This window comes from Sanguibacter hominis ATCC BAA-789, assembly GCF_012396185.1.
Classification (GTDB): domain Bacteria; phylum Actinomycetota; class Actinomycetes; order Actinomycetales; family Cellulomonadaceae; genus Flavimobilis; species Flavimobilis hominis.
This window is the reverse complement of record NZ_JAAXOW010000001.1, coordinates 930,140-952,140: the sequence shown is the minus strand read 5'-3', so window position 1 is coordinate 952,140 and position 22,001 is coordinate 930,140. Positions and strand designations below refer to the sequence as shown.

General features: G+C 71.7%; 18 protein-coding genes, 1 tRNA gene and 1 other RNA gene. 12 read left to right on the top strand and 8 right to left on the bottom strand.

Annotation, left to right across the window (positions count from 1 at the left end; translation table 11 throughout):
• Nucleotides 1-14 precede the first annotated feature (14 nt).
• On the top strand, nt 15-596 hold the full coding sequence (locus HF995_RS04365) for a TetR/AcrR family transcriptional regulator (RefSeq protein WP_168446540.1): 582 nt from the start codon (nt 15-17) through the stop codon (nt 594-596).
• A 30-nt stretch (nt 597-626) separates the two neighbouring features.
• On the opposite strand, the gene HF995_RS04360 is transcribed toward HF995_RS04365, so the two are convergent.
• Nucleotides 627-1,334, bottom strand: coding sequence for a TetR/AcrR family transcriptional regulator (locus HF995_RS04360; protein ID WP_168446539.1), 708 nt, complete (start codon nt 1,332-1,334; stop codon nt 627-629).
• Nucleotides 1,335-1,454: 120 nt separating this feature from the next.
• On the opposite strand from HF995_RS04360, the gene HF995_RS04355 reads away from it, so the two are divergent.
• The 4 genes from HF995_RS04355 to HF995_RS04340 all read left to right on the top strand — a co-directional run bounded on the left by HF995_RS04355 (nt 1,455) and on the right by HF995_RS04340 (nt 8,831).
• Nucleotides 1,455-4,172, top strand: a complete 2,718-nt coding sequence (locus HF995_RS04355) for an MMPL family transporter (RefSeq protein WP_168446538.1) — start codon at nt 1,455-1,457, stop codon at nt 4,170-4,172.
• Nucleotide 4,173: 1 nt separating this feature from the next.
• On the top strand, nt 4,174-6,570 hold the full coding sequence (locus HF995_RS04350) for a YhgE/Pip family protein (RefSeq protein WP_168446537.1): 2,397 nt from the start codon (nt 4,174-4,176) through the stop codon (nt 6,568-6,570).
• A gap of 110 nt (nt 6,571-6,680) precedes the next feature.
• Entirely contained in the window at nt 6,681-7,133 is a 453-nt protein-coding gene (locus HF995_RS04345) for a hypothetical protein (protein ID WP_168446536.1), read from the top strand.
• A gap of 21 nt (nt 7,134-7,154) precedes the next feature.
• Nucleotides 7,155-8,831 (top strand): glycoside hydrolase family 13 protein, encoded by a 1,677-nt coding sequence (locus HF995_RS04340; protein WP_350308726.1) that lies wholly within the window; start codon nt 7,155-7,157, stop codon nt 8,829-8,831.
• On the opposite strand, the gene HF995_RS04335 is transcribed toward HF995_RS04340, so the two are convergent.
• Together HF995_RS04335 and HF995_RS04330 are read right to left on the bottom strand one after the other, a co-directional pair.
• Nucleotides 8,832-10,127: a hypothetical protein gene (locus HF995_RS04335; RefSeq protein WP_168446535.1), complete on the bottom strand. Its 1,296-nt coding sequence runs from the start codon at nt 10,125-10,127 to the stop codon at nt 8,832-8,834. It lies immediately after the preceding gene.
• A 182-nt stretch (nt 10,128-10,309) separates the two neighbouring features.
• On the bottom strand, nt 10,310-11,638 hold the full coding sequence (locus HF995_RS04330) for a hypothetical protein (RefSeq protein WP_168446534.1): 1,329 nt from the start codon (nt 11,636-11,638) through the stop codon (nt 10,310-10,312).
• 252 nt (nt 11,639-11,890) lie between these two features.
• Here HF995_RS04330 and HF995_RS04325 point away from each other — a divergent pair, with 252 nt between their 5' ends.
• The 3 genes from HF995_RS04325 (at nt 11,891) to HF995_RS04315 (ending at nt 15,548) form a co-directional block, all read left to right on the top strand.
• Nucleotides 11,891-12,664 (top strand): tetratricopeptide repeat protein, encoded by a 774-nt coding sequence (locus tag HF995_RS04325; protein WP_168446533.1) that lies wholly within the window; start codon nt 11,891-11,893, stop codon nt 12,662-12,664.
• 36 nt (nt 12,665-12,700) lie between these two features.
• The gene (gene dacB, locus HF995_RS04320; RefSeq protein WP_168446532.1) at nt 12,701-14,122 is read left to right on the top strand and encodes a D-alanyl-D-alanine carboxypeptidase/D-alanyl-D-alanine endopeptidase; all 1,422 of its coding nucleotides are present in this window, start codon (nt 12,701-12,703) and stop codon (nt 14,120-14,122) included.
• 85 nt (nt 14,123-14,207) lie between these two features.
• Nucleotides 14,208-15,548: a uracil-xanthine permease family protein gene (locus HF995_RS04315; protein ID WP_168446531.1), complete on the top strand. Its 1,341-nt coding sequence runs from the start codon at nt 14,208-14,210 to the stop codon at nt 15,546-15,548.
• Nucleotides 15,549-15,620: 72 nt separating this feature from the next.
• On the opposite strand, the gene HF995_RS04310 is transcribed toward HF995_RS04315, so the two are convergent.
• The 5 genes from HF995_RS04310 to HF995_RS04290 all read right to left on the bottom strand — a co-directional run bounded on the left by HF995_RS04310 (nt 15,621) and on the right by HF995_RS04290 (nt 18,368).
• Nucleotides 15,621-16,223: a GNAT family N-acetyltransferase gene (locus tag HF995_RS04310; protein ID WP_168446530.1), complete on the bottom strand. Its 603-nt coding sequence runs from the start codon at nt 16,221-16,223 to the stop codon at nt 15,621-15,623.
• A complete protein-coding gene (locus HF995_RS04305) occupies nt 16,223-16,885 on the bottom strand; it encodes a LytR C-terminal domain-containing protein (protein ID WP_168446529.1) in 663 nt (220 codons plus the stop codon). Before HF995_RS04305 ends, HF995_RS04310 begins: the two co-directional genes overlap by 1 nt.
• Nucleotides 16,886-16,894: 9 nt before the next feature.
• Nucleotides 16,895-17,293: a type II toxin-antitoxin system VapB family antitoxin gene (locus HF995_RS04300; RefSeq protein WP_168446986.1), complete on the bottom strand. Its 399-nt coding sequence runs from the start codon at nt 17,291-17,293 to the stop codon at nt 16,895-16,897.
• 265 nt (nt 17,294-17,558) lie between these two features.
• Nucleotides 17,559-18,170, bottom strand: coding sequence for a copper resistance CopC family protein (locus HF995_RS04295; RefSeq protein WP_168446528.1), 612 nt, complete (start codon nt 18,168-18,170; stop codon nt 17,559-17,561).
• A 113-nt stretch (nt 18,171-18,283) separates the two neighbouring features.
• A tRNA-Ser gene (locus tag HF995_RS04290) sits at nt 18,284-18,368 on the bottom strand.
• Nucleotides 18,369-18,491: 123 nt separating this feature from the next.
• Here HF995_RS04290 and ffs point away from each other — a divergent pair.
• The 4 genes from ffs to HF995_RS04270 all read left to right on the top strand — a co-directional run bounded on the left by ffs (nt 18,492) and on the right by HF995_RS04270 (nt 21,986).
• An RNA gene (gene ffs, locus HF995_RS04285) (signal recognition particle sRNA small type) lies at nt 18,492-18,588 on the top strand.
• Between the two features lie 427 nt (nt 18,589-19,015).
• Nucleotides 19,016-19,918 (top strand): MetQ/NlpA family ABC transporter substrate-binding protein, encoded by a 903-nt coding sequence (locus HF995_RS04280; protein WP_168446527.1) that lies wholly within the window; start codon nt 19,016-19,018, stop codon nt 19,916-19,918.
• 155 nt (nt 19,919-20,073) lie between these two features.
• Nucleotides 20,074-21,276: a methionine ABC transporter ATP-binding protein gene (locus HF995_RS04275; RefSeq protein ID WP_210727068.1), complete on the top strand. Its 1,203-nt coding sequence runs from the start codon at nt 20,074-20,076 to the stop codon at nt 21,274-21,276.
• Complete coding sequence (locus HF995_RS04270) at nt 21,273-21,986, top strand: methionine ABC transporter permease (RefSeq protein WP_168446526.1); 714 nt, start codon at nt 21,273-21,275, stop codon at nt 21,984-21,986. Before HF995_RS04275 ends, HF995_RS04270 begins: the two co-directional genes overlap by 4 nt.
• The last annotated feature ends 15 nt before the right edge of the window (nt 21,987-22,001 follow it).

Here is a 22,001-nt window from a genome sequence, read left to right as displayed (position 1 = left end):
CCGAGGAGGACACCGTGCGAGCCGACGCGCTCCGACGTCGCGAGGCGCTCATCAGCGCTGCTCGCGAGCAGTTTCTCCGCCACGGCGACACCGTCGCCCTCGAGGCCGTCGCAGCCCGGGCAGGTGTGGGCATTGCCACCCTCTACCGCAACTTCCCGTCACGCCAAGACCTCATCGATGCGACCGCCTGCGCGGTGCTCGCCGACATGCTGCGCGTCGCGCAGGTCGCCCGGGTCGGCTTCACGAACAACGCCGAAGGAGCGTGGCGCGCTTTCGTCGCCGACCTCGTCGAGCTCCGCCTCGGCTCCGTCATCACCGCCCTCACGCACGCCCACGGCGTCGAGCCCGCACCTCAGGTCGTGGAGGCGCAGGCACGCACCGAGCGCGAGGTCGACATCGTCCTCGACCTCGCGCGAGAGGCGAGCCTCCTCCGCGAGGACGTGGGCCTCACCGAGTTCGTGCTCGTCGTCGCGCACCTCAGCCAGCCGCCGACGCTGCGCACTCCCGACGTGCTGCCCGCCTTCGCCCCTCGCCTCATGGCGATGCTCCTCGCAGGCATGCGGCCCGACGGCGTGCCCCTGCCGACTGCTCAGTAGGTGAAGCGGGGCGACGCCGAGGGCTGAGCGTCAGCCCTCGAGCCGGGTGAGGTGGTCGATCACGGTGGGCAGCCACGAGGCTGCGGACTCGGCGGCCTGGGCGAACGGGTCGCCCGTCGTCGCCGCGTCGTCCTCGGCCTGGCTCGCGTGGGTGAGCAGGGCTCGTTCGAGCTCGGTCTGGAAGCCCGAGATGAGCAGGCGGATGAACACGCCCTCGGGGATGAGGGAGATGACGCCGATGCGAGCCATGAGCGCGCTGATCTCGTCGGCGATCGCGTCCATGACGGCGGTCTCGCGGGCCGCGTGCGCGGCTGCGGCGCGCGGGTCGCGCATCGCGCGGAGGCGCAGCTCGCTGTTGACGACCCCCCAGCGCGGGTCGAGGGTGAGCGCGCGCAGGAGGGTCGTGACGATCCGGCCGATCGTCGCGGCGTCGACGTCCGCGCCGTCGCAGGTCTCGCCGGCCCAGGGTGCGTTGAGGATCGCGGCACGGAGCTGTTCGACGGCGCGGTCCTGCTCGCGGGCGGAGAGCGCGTCGATGAGCGCGGCCTTGTCCTCGAAGTTCGAGTAGAACGCTCCGCGCGTGAAGCCGGCGCCGTCGCAGATCGCCTCGATCGACGTCGCCTCGACGCCGTGCTCGGCGAACAGGGCGAGGGCTGCGTCGAGGAGGCGTTCGCGCGTGCGCTCGCGGCGTGCGCTCGTGCGGGGGCCGTCGGCCGCGTCGGTCGCGTCGGCAGTCATCGTTCTCCTTCCGGATGGCGTCAGCCTACCGTGAGATACACACCTGTATCCAGTACGAGCATGTATCGGATACAGTGGTGCATCGCAAGCACCACCCGCACGCCACGACCGGGAGCCCACGTGTCCTCCGCCCTGTACCGCCTCGGATCCTGGGCGTTCCGCGCCCGGCGCGCCGTCATCGCCCTCTGGCTCGTCCTGCTCGTCGTCCTCGGGGCGTCCGCCGGCCTGCTCCAGAAGGGCTTCGACAACTCCGTCTCCATCCCCGGGACCGAGTCGCAGGCCGCGCTCGACCAGCTCAAGGCGACCTTCCCCCAGGTCAGCGGCGCCTCCGCGCAGGTGCTCGTCCTCGCGCCCGAGGGCGCGGACGTCCGGGCCGACGACGTCGCCGCGACCATCCGGGACGCGGCCGACGCGATCGCCGGCGTCGAGCACGTCGCCGCCGTCTCGACGCCCTACACGGACCCGCTCACCGGTGACGCCCTCACGGGCGACGCCATCACCGGCGCGAGCGACGACCACCGCGCCGCCCTCCTGACCGTCACGCTCGACGGTCCCTCCACGACCGTCACCGACGCGACCAAGGAAGAGCTGCGCACCGCGACCGCGAACCTCGCGCGAGCGCTCCCCGACGGGTGGGACGCGACGCTCGGCGGCGAGCTCTTCGCGTCCGAGTTCCCCGGGCTGACGCTCACCGAGGCACTCGGCGTCGTCGTCGCGCTCATCGTGCTCATGGCGACCCTCGGCTCGTTCGTCGCCGCGGGCATGCCGCTCGTCAACGCGCTCCTCGGCGTCGCCGTCTCGATGCTCCTCGTCGTCCTCGCGACCGCCGTCACCCCCGTCACGTCGACGACGCCGATGCTCGCGCTCATGCTCGGCCTCGCCGTCGGCATCGACTACGCGCTCTTCATCGTGTCCCGGCACCGCGAGCTGCTCGCCGACGGCCTCGACCCCCGAGAAGCGGCCGCCCGCGCGGTCGCGACCTCCGGGTCGGCCGTCGTCTTCGCTGGGCTCACGGTCATGATCGCCCTCGTGGGCCTCGGCGTCGCCGGCATCCCGTTCCTCACGACCATGGGCGTCGCAGGTGCCGCCGCGGTCGGCATCTCCGTGATCGTCTCCCTCACCATGGTCCCCGCGCTCCTCGGCTTCGCCGGCGAGCGCCTCCGTCCCCGCCCGTCGCGCCGCGCCCGCCGTGCGGCGGCCACCGGCCAGGCAGCCGCCCCCAGCACGATGCCGTCGCGCGCCTCCCGCTTCTTCACCGGCTGGGTGAACCTCGCCGTCGCGAAGCCCTGGGTGACGATCGTCCTCGTCCTCGGCGCCGTCACCGGCCTCGCGCTGCCCGCGCTCAACCTGCGCCTCGCGCTGCCCGACGCGGGCGTGCTGCCCGAGTCGAGCAGCGCCCGCGTCACGTACGAGCGCATCTCGGACCACTACGGCCCCGGCTCGAACGGACCGCTCATCATCACCGGGTCCGTCCTGACGAGCGACGACCCGCTCGGCCTCGCCACCGACCTCGCCGACGAGCTGCGCGCCCTGCCCGGCGTCGCCGACGTCCCGCTCGCGACCCCGAACGCGTCCGCCGACACGGTCATCGTCCAGGTCGTCCCCGAGTCCGGCCCGAACGACCAGGAGACGGCCGACCTCGTCCAGACGATCCGCGACATGCGGCCCGAGATCGAGGACCGCTACGACGTCGACATCTCGGTGACCGGGTACACCGCCGTCGGCATCGACGTGTCCGCCAAGCTCGGCGCCGCGCTGCTGCCCTTCGGCATCTTCGTCGTCGGGCTGTCCCTCGTCCTGCTCACGATGGTGTTCCGCTCTGTCGCCGTGCCGCTCAAGGCGACGCTCGGCTACCTGCTGTCGGTCCTCGCCGCGTTCGGCGTCGTCACGGCGGTGTTCGAGAACGGCATCGCCGCAGAGATGCTCAACGTCGGCCGCCTCGGCCCCGTCATCTCGTTCATGCCGATCATCCTCATGGGCGTGCTCTTCGGCCTCGCGATGGACTACGAGGTCTTCCTCGTCTCGCGCATCCGCGAGGACTACGTCCACGGGCGCGACGCGCGCGCAGCGATCCGCAGCGGCTTCGCCGGCTCCGCCAAGGTGGTCACGGCTGCCGCCGTCATCATGATCGCCGTGTTCTTCGCTTTCGTCCCCGAGGGCGACGTCAATATCAAGCCGATCGCGCTCGGTCTTGCCGTCGGTGTCGCCGTCGACGCGTTCCTCGTGCGCATGACGCTCGTGCCCGCCGTGCTCGAGCTGCTCGGCGAGCGCGCCTGGTGGATGCCCGCGTGGCTCGACCGCGCGCTGCCGTCGTTCGACGTCGAGGGCGAGGGCCTGCACCGCGAGCTCTCCCTCGCCGGCTGGCCGGGCGAGGGCACGGCCGTCGCTGCGCGCGGCCTCGAGCTCGCACCGCGGGCCGACGTCGCGACGCCGATCGACCTGGAGGTCCCCGACCGCGGGGTGCTCGTCGTCGACGGGCCGGCACGCGCCGTCACCGGCCTCCTCCTCACGCTCGCCGGACGCGTCCGCCCCGAGGGCGGCGACCTCAAGGTCGACGACCTCGTCCTGCCGGAGCGCGCCGCGACCGTGCGGCGACGCGCCGCGTGGCTCGACGCCCGGCGCGGTGACGCCCGGGCCGTCGACGCCGCGCTGCGCGAGAAGCCGCGCGTCCTCGTCGTCGACCACGCCCACCACCTGCACGGCGACGCCCGTGCCGGCGCGGCCCTCGCGGCTGCCGCGCAGGGCGGCACCACGCTCGTCCTCGGCACGACCGACCCGGACGTCCTGCCCCCTGGCGTCACCTCCACCCACCTGCTGACCCTCACGAAGGGCGAGTGACATGACCAGCCCCACCTCCATGCCACGGTCGAGCCGCCGCCGTTGGGCTGTCGCCCTCGTCGCGCTGCTCGTCCCGATCGCGCTCGTCGGTGCGCTCCTCGCCGCGCAGTGGGATCCCGCGTCCCGCGCGGGCGACGTGACCGCCGCCGTCGTCAACCTCGACGAGCCGGTGACGCTCGACGGGCAGATCACGCCGCTCGGCCGTCAGCTCGCCGCGCAGCTCGTCAAGGACTCACGGTCGCAGGGCGGGTGGTCATGGGTCGTCACCGACTCCGAGGACGCCACCGAGGGCCTCGACGAGGGCCGCTACGCCGCCGTCGTGACGATCCCGGAGGGCTTCTCCGCCGCTGCGACGTCGTTCGCCGCGGACCAGCCGGCCGCGCGCACCGCACAGATCGACGTCGCGACCGCCGAGAGCTCGACCGCGACGCGCAACCTCGTGACCAGCGCGCTCGCCGACGCCGCGACCGTCGGCCTGGGTCGCCAGCTCACCGAGTCCTACCTCCAGAACGTCCTCGTCGGTTTCCAGGACCTCAGCTCTCAGCTTGGCGAGGCCGCGGGCGGTGCCCAGCAGCTCGCCGACGGCGCTGGCGAGCTTGCCGACGGCCAGACCCAGCTCGCGCAGGGTGCGGGCACGCTCGCCGACGGCACCGGGAGCCTCGCTGACGGCCTGAGCGCCCTCGCCTCAGGCGCCAGCACGGCGTCCTCGGGCGCGAGCAAGCTGAGCGATGGCACGAGCAGCCTCGCGGGTGGCGCTGGGGACCTGGCCGACGGCGCAGGCAAGCTCGCGAAGGGCGTCAAGCCTCTCGCGAAGGGTGCGAAGAGCGCGGCCGGCGGCGCGAACGAGCTCGCCAAGGGCACCGGTCAGCTGGCCGACGGCCTCGACGCGCTGGCCGACGGCGCGGGCGAGCTCGCGACCGGCTCCGCGGCGGTCGCCGACGGTGCCGACGGCCTGGTGGACGGGCTCGAGAAGCTCGCCAGCGGCGCCGCTGACGTCCCGGCTGCCTTCGCCACCGCACGTGCCGGCGTCGACGCGCTCGCGGGAGACGCTCTCGACGACTTTGTCGACGGCATCCGGCAGGTCGGGGCGGCCCAGGCGGCAGCCGGGTGCGAGCCCGGGGACGGCGGTCCGTGCGAGGCGTTCGACGCCGCACTCGCCGATGTCGTCGCTCCATATCGCGGTGGGCTCGAGAAGCTCTCCGATGGCCTCCGCCGCGCCGAAGGGACGCCTGCGAGTTCAACCACGGCACCGACGGGCGCCCACCTGCTCGCTGCGGGCCTCGCTGCTGCCGTCGGCACCGACGGCACCGACGGCGCCGAGCCGTCGGGCGCCAAGGCGCTCGCTGCCGGCGCACAGGCGACGGCGACGGGCACGAAGACTCTCGCGGGCGGCCTCGCGCAGACCGCGTCGGGAGCCGCCACGCTCGACAAGGGTGCGGACAGCCTCGCAGGCGGTCTCACCACGCTCGCGTCCGGCACGACCACCCTGAGCACCGGGGCGAACGGTCTCGCCTCGGGTGCGAGCGAGCTTGCTTCGGGTGCCAAGAGCCTCGCCTCCGGGACCGGCGAGCTCGCTGGCGGCGTCGCGCAGCTCTCGACCGGTACCCGTGAGGCCGCCGACGGAGCGGGCGACCTCGGGGACGGGGCCACCCAGCTCGCCGACGGCCTCGCCCAGGCGGCGCCGGGCGCGAAGCAGCTCGCTGACGGCACGTCCGAGCTCGCGGGCGGTCTCGGCCAGGCGGTCGACGGTATCTCCGCGCAGGTCCCGGAGAACCCCGAGACGCTCGCTGAGGTAATCGCGGCGCCCGTCGCGGCGCCGACGCTCTCCGACCTCGGACCGCTCGCGGGCGTCGGCCTCACGGCCGCGGTCGCGCTGTGGCTCGGTGCCCTCGTCATGACGATGCGCCCGCGCACCTCTGGCCTCGCCCTGCTCGGGACGACGCGCTCGTCGGCCCGCATGGCGCTGCACGGCGTGACCCTCGCGGTCGGCGTCACGGCGCTCCAGGGTGTGCTCGTCGGTGCGGTCGTCGTGGTCGTCACCGACGCGCCGCTCGCCATGGTCCCCGCGGCGGCCCTCGCGGCGGTGTCGATGGTGCTGTTCCTCCACGCGCTCGTCGCGTGGGCCGGCAACGTGGGCCGTGCGATCGCGCTCGTCGTCGGGGTCTCCGTCCTCGTCGCCGCGTCCGCGCCGTCGGCCCCGGCGTGGCTCGAGTCGCTCGGGGCCCTCGGTCCGCTCGACGCGGCGGGTCGCTTCCTGACCGCTGCTGCGGGCGACGGCGGCAGCGTCGGGGCGGTGGTGCTGCTGCTCGTGTGGGCTGCGGCAGGGTTCGCCGCGGACGTCGCGGCGACCGCGTGGGCGCGGCGTCGTGCGGGCGGGCTGGTGCTCGCCGCGGCCTGACGCGACGAGCAGACGCGAGGTCATCTCGTCTCTCACCCTGCGGGGGAGCAGCCACCGCAGGGCCTGCACGACTACGCTCGACCCTCAGGGGTCGAGAATGGGGGCTGGACGTGGAGCAGGTGGATGTGCAGGGTGCCGACGACAGGCTCGTCGTCATCGTGCAGACGATGGCGGTCGAGCGCTGGGACGCGCTCGCCGGGGCGTTCGTACGTGCCGAGGGCGCGTCGGGCGGCTGGCTCCCCGTTCCGTTCGAGGGGCCTGACGACGGTCACCGTGACGACGACGAGCTGCTCGTGCCGCGCCTCGACGCCGAGGCGCGCGCCCTCGTGGAGGCGCTCCGGCCGTTCGTGGAAGCGGCTGGTATCGACCCTGGCGTGGTGAGCAGCGCGGTCCGCGAGGCCGACCTGGACCAGCTCACGGAGCTGACGCCGGGCGCAGCGCTGCGGACCGTCGCCGCCGTCCTGGACGCAGGGCGGACGGACGAGGGCACGCTGCTCTCGGCGTTCGAGAGCGGCGCGATGCAGACCCTCGTGGACCGCGTCCTGAGGGCGCGTCCGGCCTGACCGTTCGCCTAGTGTTGGCAGGTGACCTCTGCACCCGCCTCCTCGTCCGCCGTCTCCACCGCATCCGAGGAGGCCGCGCCGTGGTGGCGTGACGCCGTGTTCTACCAGGTGTACCCGCGCTCCTACGCAGACAGCGACGGCGACGGCATGGGTGACCTGCGGGGCATCACGGCGCGGCTCGACCACGTCGCGGCGCTCGGGGCAGACGCCCTGTGGCTCTCGCCGTTCTACCCGTCGCCCCAGGTCGACGCCGGGTACGACGTCTCCGACTACTGCGACGTCGACCCGATGTTCGGCACGCTCGACGACTTCGACGAGCTCCTCGCAGCGGCACACGAGCGCGGCCTGCGCGTGACGATCGACCTCGTCCCCAACCACTGCTCCGACCAGCACCCGTGGTTCCGGGCGGCGGTCGCGGCAGGTCGTGGCAGCGCCGAGCGTTCCCGCTTCCACTTCGTCGACGGGCGAGGCCCGGACGGCGACCTGCCTCCCAACAACTGGCGTTCCGTCTTCGGCGGACCGTCGTGGACGCGCGTGACCGAGCCCGACGGGACGCCAGGGCAGTGGTACTACCACCTGTTCGCGGCCGAGCAGCCGGACTTCGACTGGGGCAACCCGGAGATCCTCACGGAGTTCGAGCGGATCCTGCGGTTCTGGCTCGACCGGGGCGTCGACGGCTTCCGCATCGACGTGTCGGACGCGCTCATCAAGGACACGACGTGGCCAGACACGGAGGACGGCTCGCCGGTCATCCCGAAGGACGAGTCGAGCGCGGTGCACGACGTCTACCGCGCGTTCCGTCGCGTCATGGACGAGTACCCCGGCGACCGCATGGCGGTCATCGAGACCGGCGCCCCGGACGACGTCGTCGCCGCCTTCCTGCGGCCTGACGAGATGCACCTCGCCTTCAACTTCCGCTTCGTCAAGGCGGGGTGGGACGGTGCGTCCCTGCGTGCGGCGGTCGACGAGTCGATCGCGGCGAACGCCGCGGTGGGCGCCCCGACCACGTGGGTCACGGACAACCACGACACGACCCGCTCGGTGACGCGGTACGGCGCGGACGTGACGCTCGTCGGGGACTACGTGCCCGACGTCGCGCAAGAGCGTGCCCTCGACCCCGAGGCGTTCGCGCGCGGGACGCGCCGGGCGCGCGCGATGAGCGTCCTGCTGCTCTCCCTGCCGGGCGCCGCGTACGTGTATGCGGGCCAGGAGCTCGGGCTGCCCGAGGTGGAGGACCTGCCGCTCGAGGTGCTGCAGGATCCGGCGGTGGCCCGCTCGGGTGGCCGGGTGCGCGGCCGTGACGGCTGCCGCGTCCCGCTGCCGTGGTCGGGCGTCCGCCCGCCGTTCGGCTTCGCCGCGGACGACGCCGCGACCTGGCTGCCGCAGCCTGAAGGCTGGGCGTCGCTGACGGTCGAGCGGCAGGAGGCCGACCCGGCCTCGATGCTCGCGCTGTACCGGTCCGTCCTCGCGCTGCGCCGGGCGGAGCCTGCGTTGCGCAGCGGGTCCGTCTCGTGGGAGGAGCCTGGTCCGGACCTGCTCGTGCTGCGCCGTCGGGCGGCGGCGGGCGGGCGGGACCTGAGGGTCGTCGTGAACCTCACCGAGGAGCCGGTCGAGCTGCCTGCGGGCGAGGTCCTCGTCGCGAGCAGCCCGGTCGACGGCGGGATGCTCGCCGGGGAGTCGGCCGTCGTCCTCGCGTGATCAGGCGCCGCGGCTGATGCGGAACGCGTGGTTGTCGGTGAAGAAGTTGCGGGCCTCGACGAGCTTCGTCGTCACCGGCATGATGATGCCGCAGTACTGGTGACGTGTCGCGGTGCCGAACGAGTTCCCGGTCACCGCGACGCCCTGCAACGGGCCGTAGGCGCTCCTGGTGATGTTGACGGAGCACGAGCCGTTGTTGATCCAGTTGCCCTCGAAGCGGGCGTTGGCGACCTTGCCGCGCCCCTGGGTGATCATGACGGCGGCGCTGCTCGATCCTTCGAGCCGGCTGCCGATCACGCGGATGTTGGTGCCCTGCTGGATCTGGATGTTGTCGTCGTGCGACGGACCGCCCCGGTGGTTGGGGTCGTTCGCGTAGGAGAGGTTGCCGTGTAGCCAGGAGTCCTCGATGAGGACGTGGGGGCCGATGATCGTCACCTGGTCGATGACGCGGTGGATGTTGGTGCGCAGGAGGGTGAAGCGTGCGCCGACGACACCCATGACGTACGGGGAGGCGTGGGTCGCAGCGATCTCCGAGTCGACGATCGTGGTACGGCGGGCGTCGTCAGCGATCTGGACGAGGTGGGTGATCGACTTGGCTCGAGCGCCGCCCCGCACGATCGAGTTCTTGATCGTGACGTCGTTCGCGCGGATCTTCACGACGCCGCGGATGTCGTAACCGTCGATGACGGTGCCGTTCTTCGTGACGACGAGGTCGCGGTTGTGGACCTTGAGCTTCTTCTTCTTGCTCGTGGGGACGCCGGTGTTCGTGGCGTTCGGCTTGGCGGTGCGCTTCTTGAAGCCTACGGTGCTGAGCTTGACGCGCACCTCGGTGCTGGCCTTGAGGCGGATCTTGCCGCTGGCCGACGTCGTGATGCGGACCTTGTCGATTGTCGTGCCCTTGCCGTACTTCACGACCGTGCGCTCGACCTTGGCCTTGCCGGGCGTCCAGAGCTGGAGCGTGCCTGGCTTCTTGGCGCCGCGGACGGTCACCTTCACGACGAGCGACGTCGTCTTCGCGGGGACCTTGGCGTGGCGCTTGACCTTCTTCGTGGTCGCCTTGCCGGCCTTGAGCGTCGTGCCCTTGGCGCTGCCGAGCGTGCGCTTGGCCGTGACGGCCTTGTAGGTGCTCGCCTTCTTCTTCGCGACGCGCTGGCTGATGCTCTCGGGCGTCGAGCTGGCTGCGGTCGCGGCGGGCGCAACGACGGCGAGGCCGGACAGGCCGACGACGGCAGCGATCACCGAGGCGATCAGGGTGCTGATCGCTCGGGAGGTGGTGGTGCTGTCGGGGGTGTGCACAGCGACTCCTGGGTGGGGGATATGCCCCTTTTGGGGTACATCCAGGGTGAACCCAAGAGTGGTGTGGTGTGAACCTCTTCTCAAGAGGTTGCGCGTCACACGCGCGGCGCTGCTGGTCAGCGTGGGCGCAGTGGGGCAAAAGTGACGCATACCACCCAGATCGGCAGGGTGGGGCGGGGGCTTTAGCCCTTCGAGACCCGGAAAACGGTCCCGTCGGCGAACGAGTTGCCGGACTGCGTGACCGTGGTCGTCGACGGGACGAGCAGCGCGCAGTACGGGTGCCGGGTCGATGTGCCGAAGACGTTGTTCCGGAACGTGAGCCCGCTCAGCGGGCCCTGGTTGAGCTCGGCGATGTTGACCGAGCAGGAGCCGCCGTCGATCCAGCTGTTCTCGACGGTCGTGCCGGAGACCTTGCCGCGGCCCTGCGTGATCATGACCGCAGCGCTGCTCGATCCCTCGAGCCGGCTGCCCGTCACGAGCAGGTTGGAGCCGACCTGGATCTGGATGTTGTCGTCGTGCGACGGGCCGCCGTTGTGGTTGGGGTCCTGCGCGTACGACAGGTTGTCGTGGAGCCACGAGCTCTTGATGGTCACGTCCTTGCCGATGATCGTGACCTGGTCGATGACCGTGTGGATGTTGACGCGCTCGAGCGTGAAGCTCGAGCCGACGACCCCCATGACGTACGGGGACGGGTTCGCCCCGAAGATCTCGGAGTCGACGATCCTGGTGCCCCTCGCGTTCTCGGAGATCTGCACGAGATGGAATATCGAGGAGACGGGGCGCCCGCGCACGATGGTGTTCTTGATCGTGACGTCGCTCGCTTGGACCCGGATCGCGCCGCGGACGTCGAGTCGGTCGACCACAGCACCCCGCTGGGTGACGGTCAGGTCCCCCTCGTGGACCTTGAGCTTCGTCCCGGCGGGCACGCCGGTGCTCGAGCCGTCGGGGCGGGACGTGGCCGGCGGCTTCGGCGCCGGAGGCGTGGTGGTCGGCGGCGCCTTGGTCGGGTTCGGTGTCTTGGTCGGGGCCTTCGTCGGGCTCGTCGACGGGTCCGGCTCCGTGGCAGTGGGCGTGCTCGACGGCGTGCTCGTCGGGCCCGGCGTCGGCGGGGCGGTGGTGGGCCGCGTGGTGGGCGGTGCCGTCGCCGTGGGCGGGGTGGGGCCGGTTGTCGGAGCGACAGGCGGCCGCCGCCCGCGCAGCGGGTGCCACGGGCGCCCGAGCCGCGTCGTCGGACCGGCCGAGGGACCGGCCTTCGAGGTCGGCAGGCCCGTCGAGACGGAGGTGTCGACCGGGAGCCTCGAGTCGGAGCGACCTGTCAGGGACGTGCGGACGCCGTCGTCGACCCCGACGGGCGGCTCCGGGGGGAACAGCTCGGCGACATCGGTCTGCTCGGCGGTGGGAGCGATGATCGCGGTGGCACCGATGCTGGCCGCCGCGATCATCGCGACCAGGAAGGTCGCGGTGACACGCCGCTGGCGGCGGCGTGAGCGGTCCAGCAGGGGACGAGGCACGTGGTGCTCCTTGGCGCGGCGAGCGGCGGGGGGCGGACCGGCCGTCGTGGACGACGACCGTGCGGAGATTTCCACCAGATTGGCGGAAACATGACGATTTCGCGACCGCAGCGCCCACGTGGTGAGAACCCGCTGGTGAGCGCGACGGGCCGGGCGACGGCACCAACGACACGGGCGATACCCGGGGCGACGTCGCGACGACCCGGGGTGGTTAGGGTTGCTGGCCCCTCACGGCGTTGCCATGCTCCAGAAATGGCCAGCGAACACGACGACATGGATGCAGCGGAAGACATCCGCGTCGCGCTCGGGCGTGTGTCCTCGGAGCACCCCGAGGAGTTCTTCAACATCGCGAACGACCTGCGGGCGCTCGGCTGCGACGCGGCAGCCGTCCCGTTCTACGAGAAGGCGATCGCGGCGGGGGTCGTCGAGGCCGTCTACAACCTTGCGCTCCTGCACCACGAGTGCGGCGACGTAGACCGCGCCCGGCAGGGGTTCGTGACCGCCTCCGAGCACGGTGACGCCAAGGGTGCGTTCATGGCGGCACAGATCTTCGAGGCGTGCGGGGAGCACCAGGCTGCGGCGCTGCACTACGCGCGTGCGCTCGAGCTCCCCGAGACTCCCGTCCGGCTCGCGCGGGTGCTGCGCCTCCTCGGTATGTCGGCGGACGCGGACCGCATCATCGACGAGTCCGTCGGGACGAGCTGGGAGTCAGCGGTCGAGTACGCGTTGCGGGAGTCGACGCCGACGTACGAGGGCCTCGAGATCCTCGACCGCCACTGGACCGCGGGCGAGCACCACGTCGCGGTCACGATGGCGCTCCTGCTGGGGGAGGCCGAGCGCACCGACGACGCGGAGGCGCTCCTGCTCGTCGCGGCCGAGCTCGGCGACGTGCACGCACTGACCAACCTGGGGTCGCTGTGGTGCGACAACGGCGACCTCGAGGCCGCCCGGCGGGCATGGCACCGCGCCGCCCAGCGGGGCGACGAGCTCGCTGCGAACCTCCTGGACCGGCACGGCCACTCCTGATGGACCGCCCATCCCCGGCGACAGTATCGTCGAGGGGTGACCGCGCCGCAGCCCACCAGCCCTGGCCGCCGTCGTGCTGCCCTGGCGCTCGCGGCAGCCCTCGTCCTCGGGGGCGTCCCTGGCGGTCTCGACGCGGCGGACGCAGCGATCTGGCCCGTCGTGGATCCGACCCCGCCCGCGACGACCCCGCCGGGCACGACACCGGTTCCCACGGACGGGAGCGCCGAGCTCGACGACACCGTGGCGCTCCCCCTCCCGCCGAGCGAGGACGAGGTCCGGCAGGCCGTCAACCTCGACGTGACGAGGATCGTCGACAAGGGTGGGCTCGGCCCCGCCGCGTCGGTGCGGATCGTCGATGTCGAGAGCGGCCGCAGCATCTACTCGTCCAGGTCGGGGACCCCGCGCATCGCCGCGTCCACGACCAAGCTGTTCACGGCGACGGCGGCCCTCGCCTCCCTCGGGCTCGAGACGCGGTTCCCGACCGTCATCGAGCGCAAGGGCCGCGCACGGACCGTCACCCTCGTCTCGGGCGGCGACCCTCGGATGACGAACGCGAAGCTCAGGCTGCTCGCGAAGCAGACCGCGGCTGCGCTCAAGTCCAAGCAGCCCGCCCGGACCAAGGTCAAGGGCAAGCTCCGCAAGGTCGTGTACGTACGGCTCGACGACTCGGTGTTCGCGGGAGCCAGCAAGCTCGGCACGTGGCGCAAGGGCGGCTACGGTCTCGGCACGATCCAGCCGGTGCGCGGCACGGCCCGCACGACCGTGCGCTCGTCGGACTCCGCGGCGTCGGCGGCGCGCTACTTCGCGAAGCGGCTCGACTCGAGCCTCGGCAGGGGATGGGTCGTGGAGTACCGGGGGGCCAAGGCCGCGCCCGCGAAGGCGCGCGTCGTCGCGCGGGTCGACTCCGACACGGTCCACACGCTCGTCAAGCGCATGCTGCTCGTCTCGGACAACCAGGTCGCCGAGGTGCTGAGCCGGCACGTCGCGCGCTCCGAGGGCTACCGACCCACCTTTGCTGGCGGCGTGAAGGGCACACGGAAGGTCATGCGTCGTCTCGGCGTCGACCTGGGCACGAGCGTGCTCGCGGACGGGTCCGGCCTCTCCGCGGCGAACAAGATCTCGCCAGCCGCTGTCGTCAACCTGCTGAGCGTCGCGGCGCAGCCTGACCGGTCTGAGCTGCGGGCCCTCCTCTACGAGGACTGGTCGCTCCCCCTCGCGGGGCGCACGGGGACGCTCGCATACCGTTTCACGGGCAAGTCGGAGTGTGCGCGCGGCGCCGTGGTCGCCAAGACCGGCTCGCTCGACTGGGAGATCGCGCTGTCGGGCTACACCGTCGGTGAGGACGGGCGGCTCAAGGCGTTCTCGATCGTCGCGAACAGGCTCTGGACGTCGAAGGCGCGGGACAAGGCGCGCGCCGCAGCCGACCGCATCGCCGCGACGGTCAACGGCTGCGTCTGAAACGACGCGCGACGCGGACCCGCGCCGGGAGTAGCATTCCCCCGGCGCGGCGGGCGCCATCCGAGCTCTCGAGACGGGAATGCGCATGGCTCTGTGGACCTTGCACGGCGACGGTACGACTGTGAGGAACGGGGAGGCGGTGGCGCCGCTCGAGCGCCTCACGTGGCCGCGGACGATCGGTCTCGGGATGCAGCACGTCGTCGCCATGTCGGGGGCCACCCTCATCGTGCCGCTCCTGACCGGCCTCCCGGCGACGACCACGCTGTTCTTCTCCGCGATCGGCACGTTCATCTTCCTGCTGATCAACCGCAACACCCTCCCGAGCTACCTCGGCTCGAGCTTCGCGTTCCTCGCGCCGTTCGCGGCCGCCGCGACCGTCTCGGACGCGCTCGGCGGCGTCGTCTTCACGGGGGCGGCCCTGATCGTGATCGGGGTCGTCGGTCACGTCGCCGGTGTCCGCTGGATCAATGCGCTCATGCCTCCGGTCGTCAACGGCGCGATCGTCGCGCTGATCGGCCTGAACCTTGCGAGCGCCGCGTGGGGTGCGTGCCAGCAGTCGGTCGTCGACGGCGAGATCGTGCCGTCCTGCACGTCCGGCTTCCGTGCCGCCCCGGTGACCGGCCTCGTCGTCGTGCTCGCGATCGCGCTCACAGCCGTCCTGTTCCGCGGGATCCTCGGCCGCCTGTCGATCCTCGTCGGTGTCGCGGTCGGTTACGTCGTCGCGTGGTTCCGTGACGAGATCAGCTTCGACGGCGTCGGCGACGCGCCGATCTTCGGCCTCCCGCACTTCACGACGCCGACGTTCGACCCGGGGCTGCTCGTCATGTTCGTGCCCGTGGTGCTGGTGCTCGTTGCGGAGAACATCGGGCACGTGAAGTCGGTCGCGGCGATGACGGGCCAGAACCTCGACGACAAGGTCGGCAAGGCGCTCGTCGCGGACGGCGTCGCGACGGTCCTCGCGGGTGCGGGCGGCGGCTCGGGCACGACGACGTACGCCGAGAACATCGGTGTCATGGCGGCGACGCGCGTCTACTCGACGGCGGTGTACTGGGTCGCGGGCGCGACGGCGCTGCTCCTCGCGTTCTCCCCGAAGGTCGGCGCGGTGATCCAGGCGATGCCTGCCGGTGTCCTCGGCGGTGCGGGCACCGTGCTCTACGGCATGATCGGCCTGCTCGGCGCCCGTATCTGGGTGCAGAACAAGGTGGACTTCTCTGACCCGGTGAACCTCACGCCGACGGCGGTCGCGCTCATCATGGGCATCGCCGACTACACGTTCACGATCGGCAGCGTGACGATCGGCGGCATCGCGTCGGGCGCGATCGCTGCGATCGTCCTGTACCACCTCATGCGGGTGGTCTCCCGACTGCGGGGGACGACGGCGGAGCCTGCGAGCCCGACGTCCGTCCCGGACACGGTCCTCGACTGACCGGCGCTCAGCGCTGACAGGACGCCGTCGCCCCGTCCGGGGCGGCGGCGTTCGTCGTCAGGTGCCCTGTCGTCACAGGGGGAGGCCGAGCACGAGGCTGTTCGCGTGGGGGACCTCGGCGAAGCCGAGGTGGCGGTAGAAGCCGAGCGCACGTGTGTTGGCGGGGTCGACACCGAGATGGACGCCGCGGGCGCCCGCCTCGCGCAGGGCGTCGAGCAGCGCGGTGATGAGGAGCCGGCCGTTGCCGCCGCCCTGGGCGGTGGACAGCAGGTCGATGTGCAGGTGGGCGGGGAACTGGTCGAGGAGGCGCGGGTCGGTGAGGTTGCGGCCGTCGAGCCGCTCGACGAGGTGCTGCTCGAGCCCTGGCCGGGGAGGTCGGGTGCGGGTCCCGTGCCGGGCGCGGACCACCGGCCACCATGCGGCGCACCGCGCCTCGAACGCGGCGGTGTCTGCGGCGCCGATGGCGTACCCGACGGGGATGTCGGCGTCGTCGACGAGGACGAGGCAGAGGTCGGGCTCGAGCGCGAGGTAGGGCGTGAGGTAGGCGTCGGTGAGGAGTGTCGGGTCGTCGAGGAGCTGTGTGGCGTCCCCGCCGGCGGCGCCGGTGAGCAGGCAGATCTCCTCGAGGCGTGCGCGTTCGAGGGCGTCCGTGCGTGCGCGACGGACCTGCGCCATCAGCCCTCCGCGGGCTCTTCGGTCGCTTCCTCGGTCTTGGTGAAGCGAGCCGGTGCGGGCTGCGGTGTCACGGCGTCGAGCTCGAGGCACTCGGGGACGCTCTCGAGGGGGATCTCGGGGTCGAGGATGACCTGGTCGCTCGGGACGAGTCCCGCAAACTTCTCAGGGACGGTGAGGTCGACGGACGCGCCGGGGCGGTTGTCGAGGACGAGCCGCGCCTCGGGCACGTAGGCGAGCAGCGTGTAGGCGCGGGTGATGCCCTTGGCCCCGAAGGAGATGATCGGCTGCGCCGGGCGCCGCGTGTCGTTGCCGGTCCCTTCGACGGTGAAGCCCTCGTCGGTGAGGAGGTCGCTCACGACCGCCGCGAGCCCTGCACGGTCGGAGCCGTTGAGGACGGTGACCTTGATCTTCTTGCGGCCGACCGGGACGGTCCCGGAGGGAACGCACGGCTGCGGCGCGGTGAACGTCGTCCCGGGCTCCTTCTCCTTCGCGACGAAGTCGGCGGAGCCGGGGAAGGACAACGCACCCGTGTAGACGGCGAGGCCGACGACGCCCGTGGCCGCGAGCAGCGCGATGAGCAGACCGAAGACGACGGCCTGGCGCTCGTGCTGCTTGCGGCTGCGCAGGGCGCGCGCCTGCTGCGGGGTCAGGGGTGTGTTCACAGGTGCAATCTAGTCGAGGTCGTCAGCCGCGGGAGCGGCCGGGGTGCGGGTCACGGGAAGCTCGGACGTCACCTCTGCTGCCGAGTCCGCGGGCGAGACGGGCTCTGCGTCGTCGGGGATCGTCAGGACGCGCGCGTGCAGGATGGGGCGCTGCTGGAGCGCCGCGCGGACGGCGCGGTGCAGGCCGTCCTCGAGGTACATGACGCCGCGGTACATGATCACGTGGGCGAAGAGGTCGCCGTAGAACGTCGAGTCGTCCGAGAGGAGGGAGTCGAGGTTGAGGGTCCGCTTGGTCGTGACGAGCTCGTCGAGGCGCACCTGACGTGGTGCCACGACAGCCCAGTCCTTGGGCGTGACGAGGCCGTGCTCGGGGTAGGGGCGGCCATCGCCCACGGCGCGGAAGATCACGGCTGCGAGTCTAGGACCGGCCTCGGTGCGGCGGCTCGAGGGATACGCGTCCTGCGCACGACCTTCACCAGCGGCCACCGCTCGCCTCACATACACCTCGCGGACGCTCGTGCGGCGGATCGACGAGGGGGCCATCTGTCGCCTCCTCCGTCGTCTGCACCTGGTGCGGGTGTGTGTCGCTCACCATATCTGGTGGCGCTTCCAGCAGGTACATCGTTCCAGCCGCCGCAGACGTGAGCGGTTCGCTCGTGCGCGCTCGCGCGCGTCAGCCTTCGCGCGTCTCTCGCAGCCGGCGTACGAGGAGCGGGATGAAGACGAGCGCTGCGGCTGCTGCGACGACCAGGGCGATCGTGCGGCCGGGTTCGGTTGGCGTGGTGATATCGCCGTCGTCCGTCACGGTCGGCGTGGGGCTCGGTGCGACCGGCGCTTCGGTCGCGGGCGGGGTGCTCGGCTCCTCGGAAGGCGTGGCCTCAGGGGTTGCAGGGGCGGGCGCGACGGCGTCGGACGCGGTGAAGGTGAACGTGCCGTCGACGGGGTGGCCGTCGGCGGAGGTGACGCGCCAGTCGACGCGGTACTCGCCCGCGGGGCGCTCTGCGGTGAGGGCCTGGGTGACGACCGTGTCGTCGACCACGGCTTCCCCGTCCGTGACGTCGGTGCCGTCGGGGGCGGTGACGGCGACCGTCGCGCCGACCTCGAGCACGACGTCGGTGAACGTGAGGACGACCTCGTCGGGGGCTTCCGTGACCGTCGCGCCGTCGGCCGGGGTCGGCACCGGTGGCGGGTTGTGGGCTGCTGCTGCGGGTGCGAGGGCGATGCCCGCGGCGATGAGGAGGGTGGGGACGGAGGCGCGACGCAGCGCGGTGACGAACGGACGCATGAGCCCATCATCGCAGCGAGCCCGGGGTGTGGTCGGGGGGAGCGCGGTGCGGCCGTTCGCCCATGACGAAGGCCCCGGACCGTGAAACGTGGTCCGGGGCCTTCGTGCTGCTGCGGAGGATGGGGGATTCGAACCCCCGAGGGCGTTAACCCAACCGCCTTTCCAAGACGGCGCCATAGGCCACTAGGCGAATCCTCCTGGTGACAGCACGTCCGAGGATACCCGACGAGTGGCCGGATGCTGAAACTGGGACAGTCAGGGGGTGCGGACGGCCCTCGTGTGCGGAGTTTGAGGGCGGTCCGGCGCTGGGCTAGGCTCGGGGGTGACCCCTCGTACGGCGTCATCTCGCTGAACTCCCCCAGGGCCGGAAGGCAGCAAGGGTAGGTGAGCTCTGGCGGGTGTGCGGGGGGTCCTTTCATGCCTGGCGGTGCCCGGATTGTCGGGCTCCTCCTGATCTGGCGCCACAATTCGGACGCCTCGTCCAGCATCCGAGATATTCTGGATCTCGCTGGTCAGGAGGGCCTGCGCCCACCCATAGTGGAGAACATGACCCGCACCGCAGGCCTCGACCTCATCGCCACCGCGACCTCCCGTCGCGGCGTGATGTGTTGTCGAATGCCGCAGCGGGCCGCGCAGGCCTGAGCCTCCGGACAGTCCAGAAGGACCCGACCGCACAGCGGTCGCCGGCGGAGAGCCCACCCTGCCAGGCCGTGGCACAGTCACGCGCCCAGCTCCCGCACCCCCGCGCCCTCGGCGGTACGCCCGCCTCCCTGTGTCGACCCCCGTCGCAGCGTCTGCCGCTGCCTCGACCGGGGACTGTCACCACCACACGAAGTGAGAGAACCATGATCCGCAAGACCACCGCCGTCGTCGCCGCCACCGCGCTCCTCGCCACGCTCGCCGCCTGCGGCAGCGACTCGAACGACTCCAAGGCCACCCCCGCCGCAGGCGAGACCCCCGCCGCCCGCACCGAGCCCGTCCGCATCGGCGTCGTCGGCTCGCAGGACGACCAGTGGCCCATCTTCGAGAAGAAGGCCGAAGAGGCCGGCATCGACGTCGAGATCATCAACTTCACGGCCTACACCGAGCCGAACCCCGCGCTCAGCCAGGACCAGCTGGACCTCAACCAGTTCCAGCACCTGCAGTACCTCGCGGACTACAACGTCGCGTCCGACGACAACCTGACCCCGATCGGCTCGACCGCGATCTACCCGCTCGCCCTCTACTCGAACGAGTACGACTCGGTCGACGCCATCCCCGCCGGCTCCGAGATCGCCGTCCCCAACGACCCGACGAACCTCAACCGCGCGCTGTTCGTGCTGCAGAGCGCCGGGCTCGTCCAGCTCAAGGACGGCGGGACCCTCGCTTCGACCGAGCTTGACGTCCTGCCCGAGTCCAAGGTCAAGGTCACGCCGGTCGACGCCGCCCAGGCCGCGATCTCGCTCCAGTCGGTCGCCGCGGCGATCATCAACAACGACTTCATCGCTGACGCGGGCCTCAAGCCCGAGGACGCCATCGCCCAGGACGACCCGTCCTCGGTCGGCGCCCGCCCGTACATCAACATCTGGGTCGCCCGCGACGAGGACAAGAACGACCCGACCCTCCTCAAGCTCGTCGAGATCGCGCACGACGCCGAGGTCGAGGAAGCCCTCAAGGCCGCCTCGGGCGGCTCGGCCGTGATCGTCAAGGAGGACGGCGCGACGCTCGCCGGCTACCTCGCCGACATCCAGGCCCAGATCAAGGGCTGACCATCCAGCGTCACCGGTGAGGGGCCCGGTGACGCGCACGAGGACGACGGGGCTGTGCACGCGCAGCCCCGTCGTCGTGCTGAGACTCCCGGGCGCGGGGCAGCACGCTGCGCGACAATGAGCGACACGTGACCGACGGATTGAGAGCAGTGCCGATGAGCCAGCCGCAAGCCATGGTGGAGTTCCGTGACGCCACCAAGGTGTTCCGCACCAAGTCCGGCGAGGTGAGAGCCGTCGACGGCGTCGACCTGCGGATCGAGGCAGGTGAGGTCTACGGCGTCATCGGGTACTCGGGCGCCGGCAAGTCCACGCTCGTGCGCCTCATCAACGCGCTCGAGCCGGTCACGAGCGGCACCGTCGTCGTCGACGGGCAGGACATCCACGCGCTCAAGGAGTCCGAGCTGCGCGTCGCCCGCAGCGGGATCGGCATGATCTTCCAGCAGTTCAACCTGCTGTCTTCCCGCACCGTCGCGGGGAACGTCGCGTACCCGCTCGAGGTCGCCGGCTGGTCCAAGCCCCGACGCGCCGCGCGCGTCGCCGAGCTGCTCGAGTTCGTCGGGCTGAGCGACAAGGCGCGCCAGTACCCGTCTCAGCTGTCCGGCGGGCAGAAGCAGCGCGTCGGCATCGCCCGCGCCCTCGCCACGAACCCGAAGATCCTCCTCGCGGACGAGTCGACGAGCGCGCTCGACCCCGAGACCACGCAGGACGTGCTCAATCTCCTCAAGCGCGTCAACGTCGAGCTGGGTGTGACCGTCGTCGTGATCACGCACGAGATGGACGTCGTGAAGTACGTGTGCGACCGCGTCGCGGTCATGGAGGGCGGCAAGGTCGTCGAGCACGGCGACGTCTACGACGTGTTCGCGCGGCCCAAGCACCCCGCGACGCGCCGCTTCGTCGGCACTGCGCTGCGCGACCGCCCGAGCCCTGCCGCGCTCGAGCGCCTGCGCCGCCGGCACCCGGGCCGCATCGTGACGATCGGCATCCGCGAGGACGGTGCGTCGTCGACCGACCTGACGCGCGCGCTGCGCGAGCACCCCGTGGACGGCACGATCGTCTACGGCGGCATCACCGAGATCTCCGAGCGGCCCTACGGCTCGCTCACCCTCGAGGTCGAGGGGGACACCGCCGCGATCGACGCGTTCATCGCGGACCTGTCACGCTCGACGACGGTCCTCGACCTCGGCACCGCCGCGGCCCCGATCGAGGACCCGGACGCCGTCGGGCCGCGCGCGTCGACGACGCCGCTGTCGGTCCCGTCGGACCGCGACGCTCTGCCCACGAACCTCGACGCGGCGCCCGGCGGCGCGCCGTCCTTCGACCCGCTAGCGCCGTTCCGGCGGAAGGGGCCCCAGTCATGACCGCGTCCTTCGCCCTCGCGCTCCCGACGCTCCTCCCGGGCGCCGCGCGCCCGACGGACTGGGACCAGATGCTCCCGGTCCTGCTCGACTCGATCGTGCAGACGCTCTACATGGTCGGCATCACGCTCGTCGTCGGCGGGTTCTTCGGCCTCATCATGGGCCTGACCCTGTACGGCACGCGCGCGGGGAACCTCTTCGAGAACCGCGTCGTGTTCACGGTGCTCAACATGCTCGTGAACCTCGTGCGACCCATCCCGTTCATCATCTTCATCACGGCGATCGGGCCCCTCACGATGCAGGTCGTCGGCAAGACGATCGGTACCGAGGCGGTCATCTTCCCGATGACGATCATGGCGTCGTTCGCGTTCTCGCGGCTCGTCGAGCAGAACCTCGTGTCGATCGACCCGGGGGTCGTCGAGGCGGCGCGCTCGATGGGCGCGTCCCGCATGCGCGTGGTGCGCACCGTGCTCATCCCGGAGGCGCTGAGCCCGCTCATCCTGGGCTACACGTTCCTGTTCGTCGGTGTGATCGACATGTCCGCGATGGCTGGCCTGATCGGCGGTGGTGGCATCGGTGACTTCGCGATCCGTTACGGCTACCAGCGCTTCAACTGGGAGATCACGCTCGTCTCCGTGGCGGTGATCGTGGTGATCGTGCAGGTGGTCCAGGCGATCGGCAACGGGCTCGCGCGGAAGATGCTGCGCCGCTGACGGACGCCCGCGAGC

Excerpts from the sequence above, each read along its gene's own strand:
- HF995_RS04360 (WP_168446539.1), bottom strand. The coding sequence starts at position 1,334 with ATGACTGCCGACGCGACCGACGCGGCCGACGGCCCCCGCACGAGCGCA.
- HF995_RS04350 (WP_168446537.1), top strand. The coding sequence starts at position 4,174 with ATGACCAGCCCCACCTCCATGCCACGGTCGAGCCGCCGCCGTTGGGCT.
- HF995_RS04325 (WP_168446533.1), top strand. The coding sequence starts at position 11,891 with ATGGCCAGCGAACACGACGACATGGATGCAGCGGAAGACATCCGCGTC.
- HF995_RS04315 (WP_168446531.1), top strand. The coding sequence starts at position 14,208 with ATGGCTCTGTGGACCTTGCACGGCGACGGTACGACTGTGAGGAACGGG.
- HF995_RS04310 (WP_168446530.1), bottom strand. The coding sequence starts at position 16,223 with ATGGCGCAGGTCCGTCGCGCACGCACGGACGCCCTCGAACGCGCACGC.
- HF995_RS04295 (WP_168446528.1), bottom strand. The coding sequence starts at position 18,170 with ATGCGTCCGTTCGTCACCGCGCTGCGTCGCGCCTCCGTCCCCACCCTC.
- HF995_RS04280 (WP_168446527.1), top strand. The coding sequence starts at position 19,016 with ATGATCCGCAAGACCACCGCCGTCGTCGCCGCCACCGCGCTCCTCGCC.
- HF995_RS04275 (WP_210727068.1), top strand. The coding sequence starts at position 20,074 with ATGAGCCAGCCGCAAGCCATGGTGGAGTTCCGTGACGCCACCAAGGTG.
- HF995_RS04270 (WP_168446526.1), top strand. The coding sequence starts at position 21,273 with ATGACCGCGTCCTTCGCCCTCGCGCTCCCGACGCTCCTCCCGGGCGCC.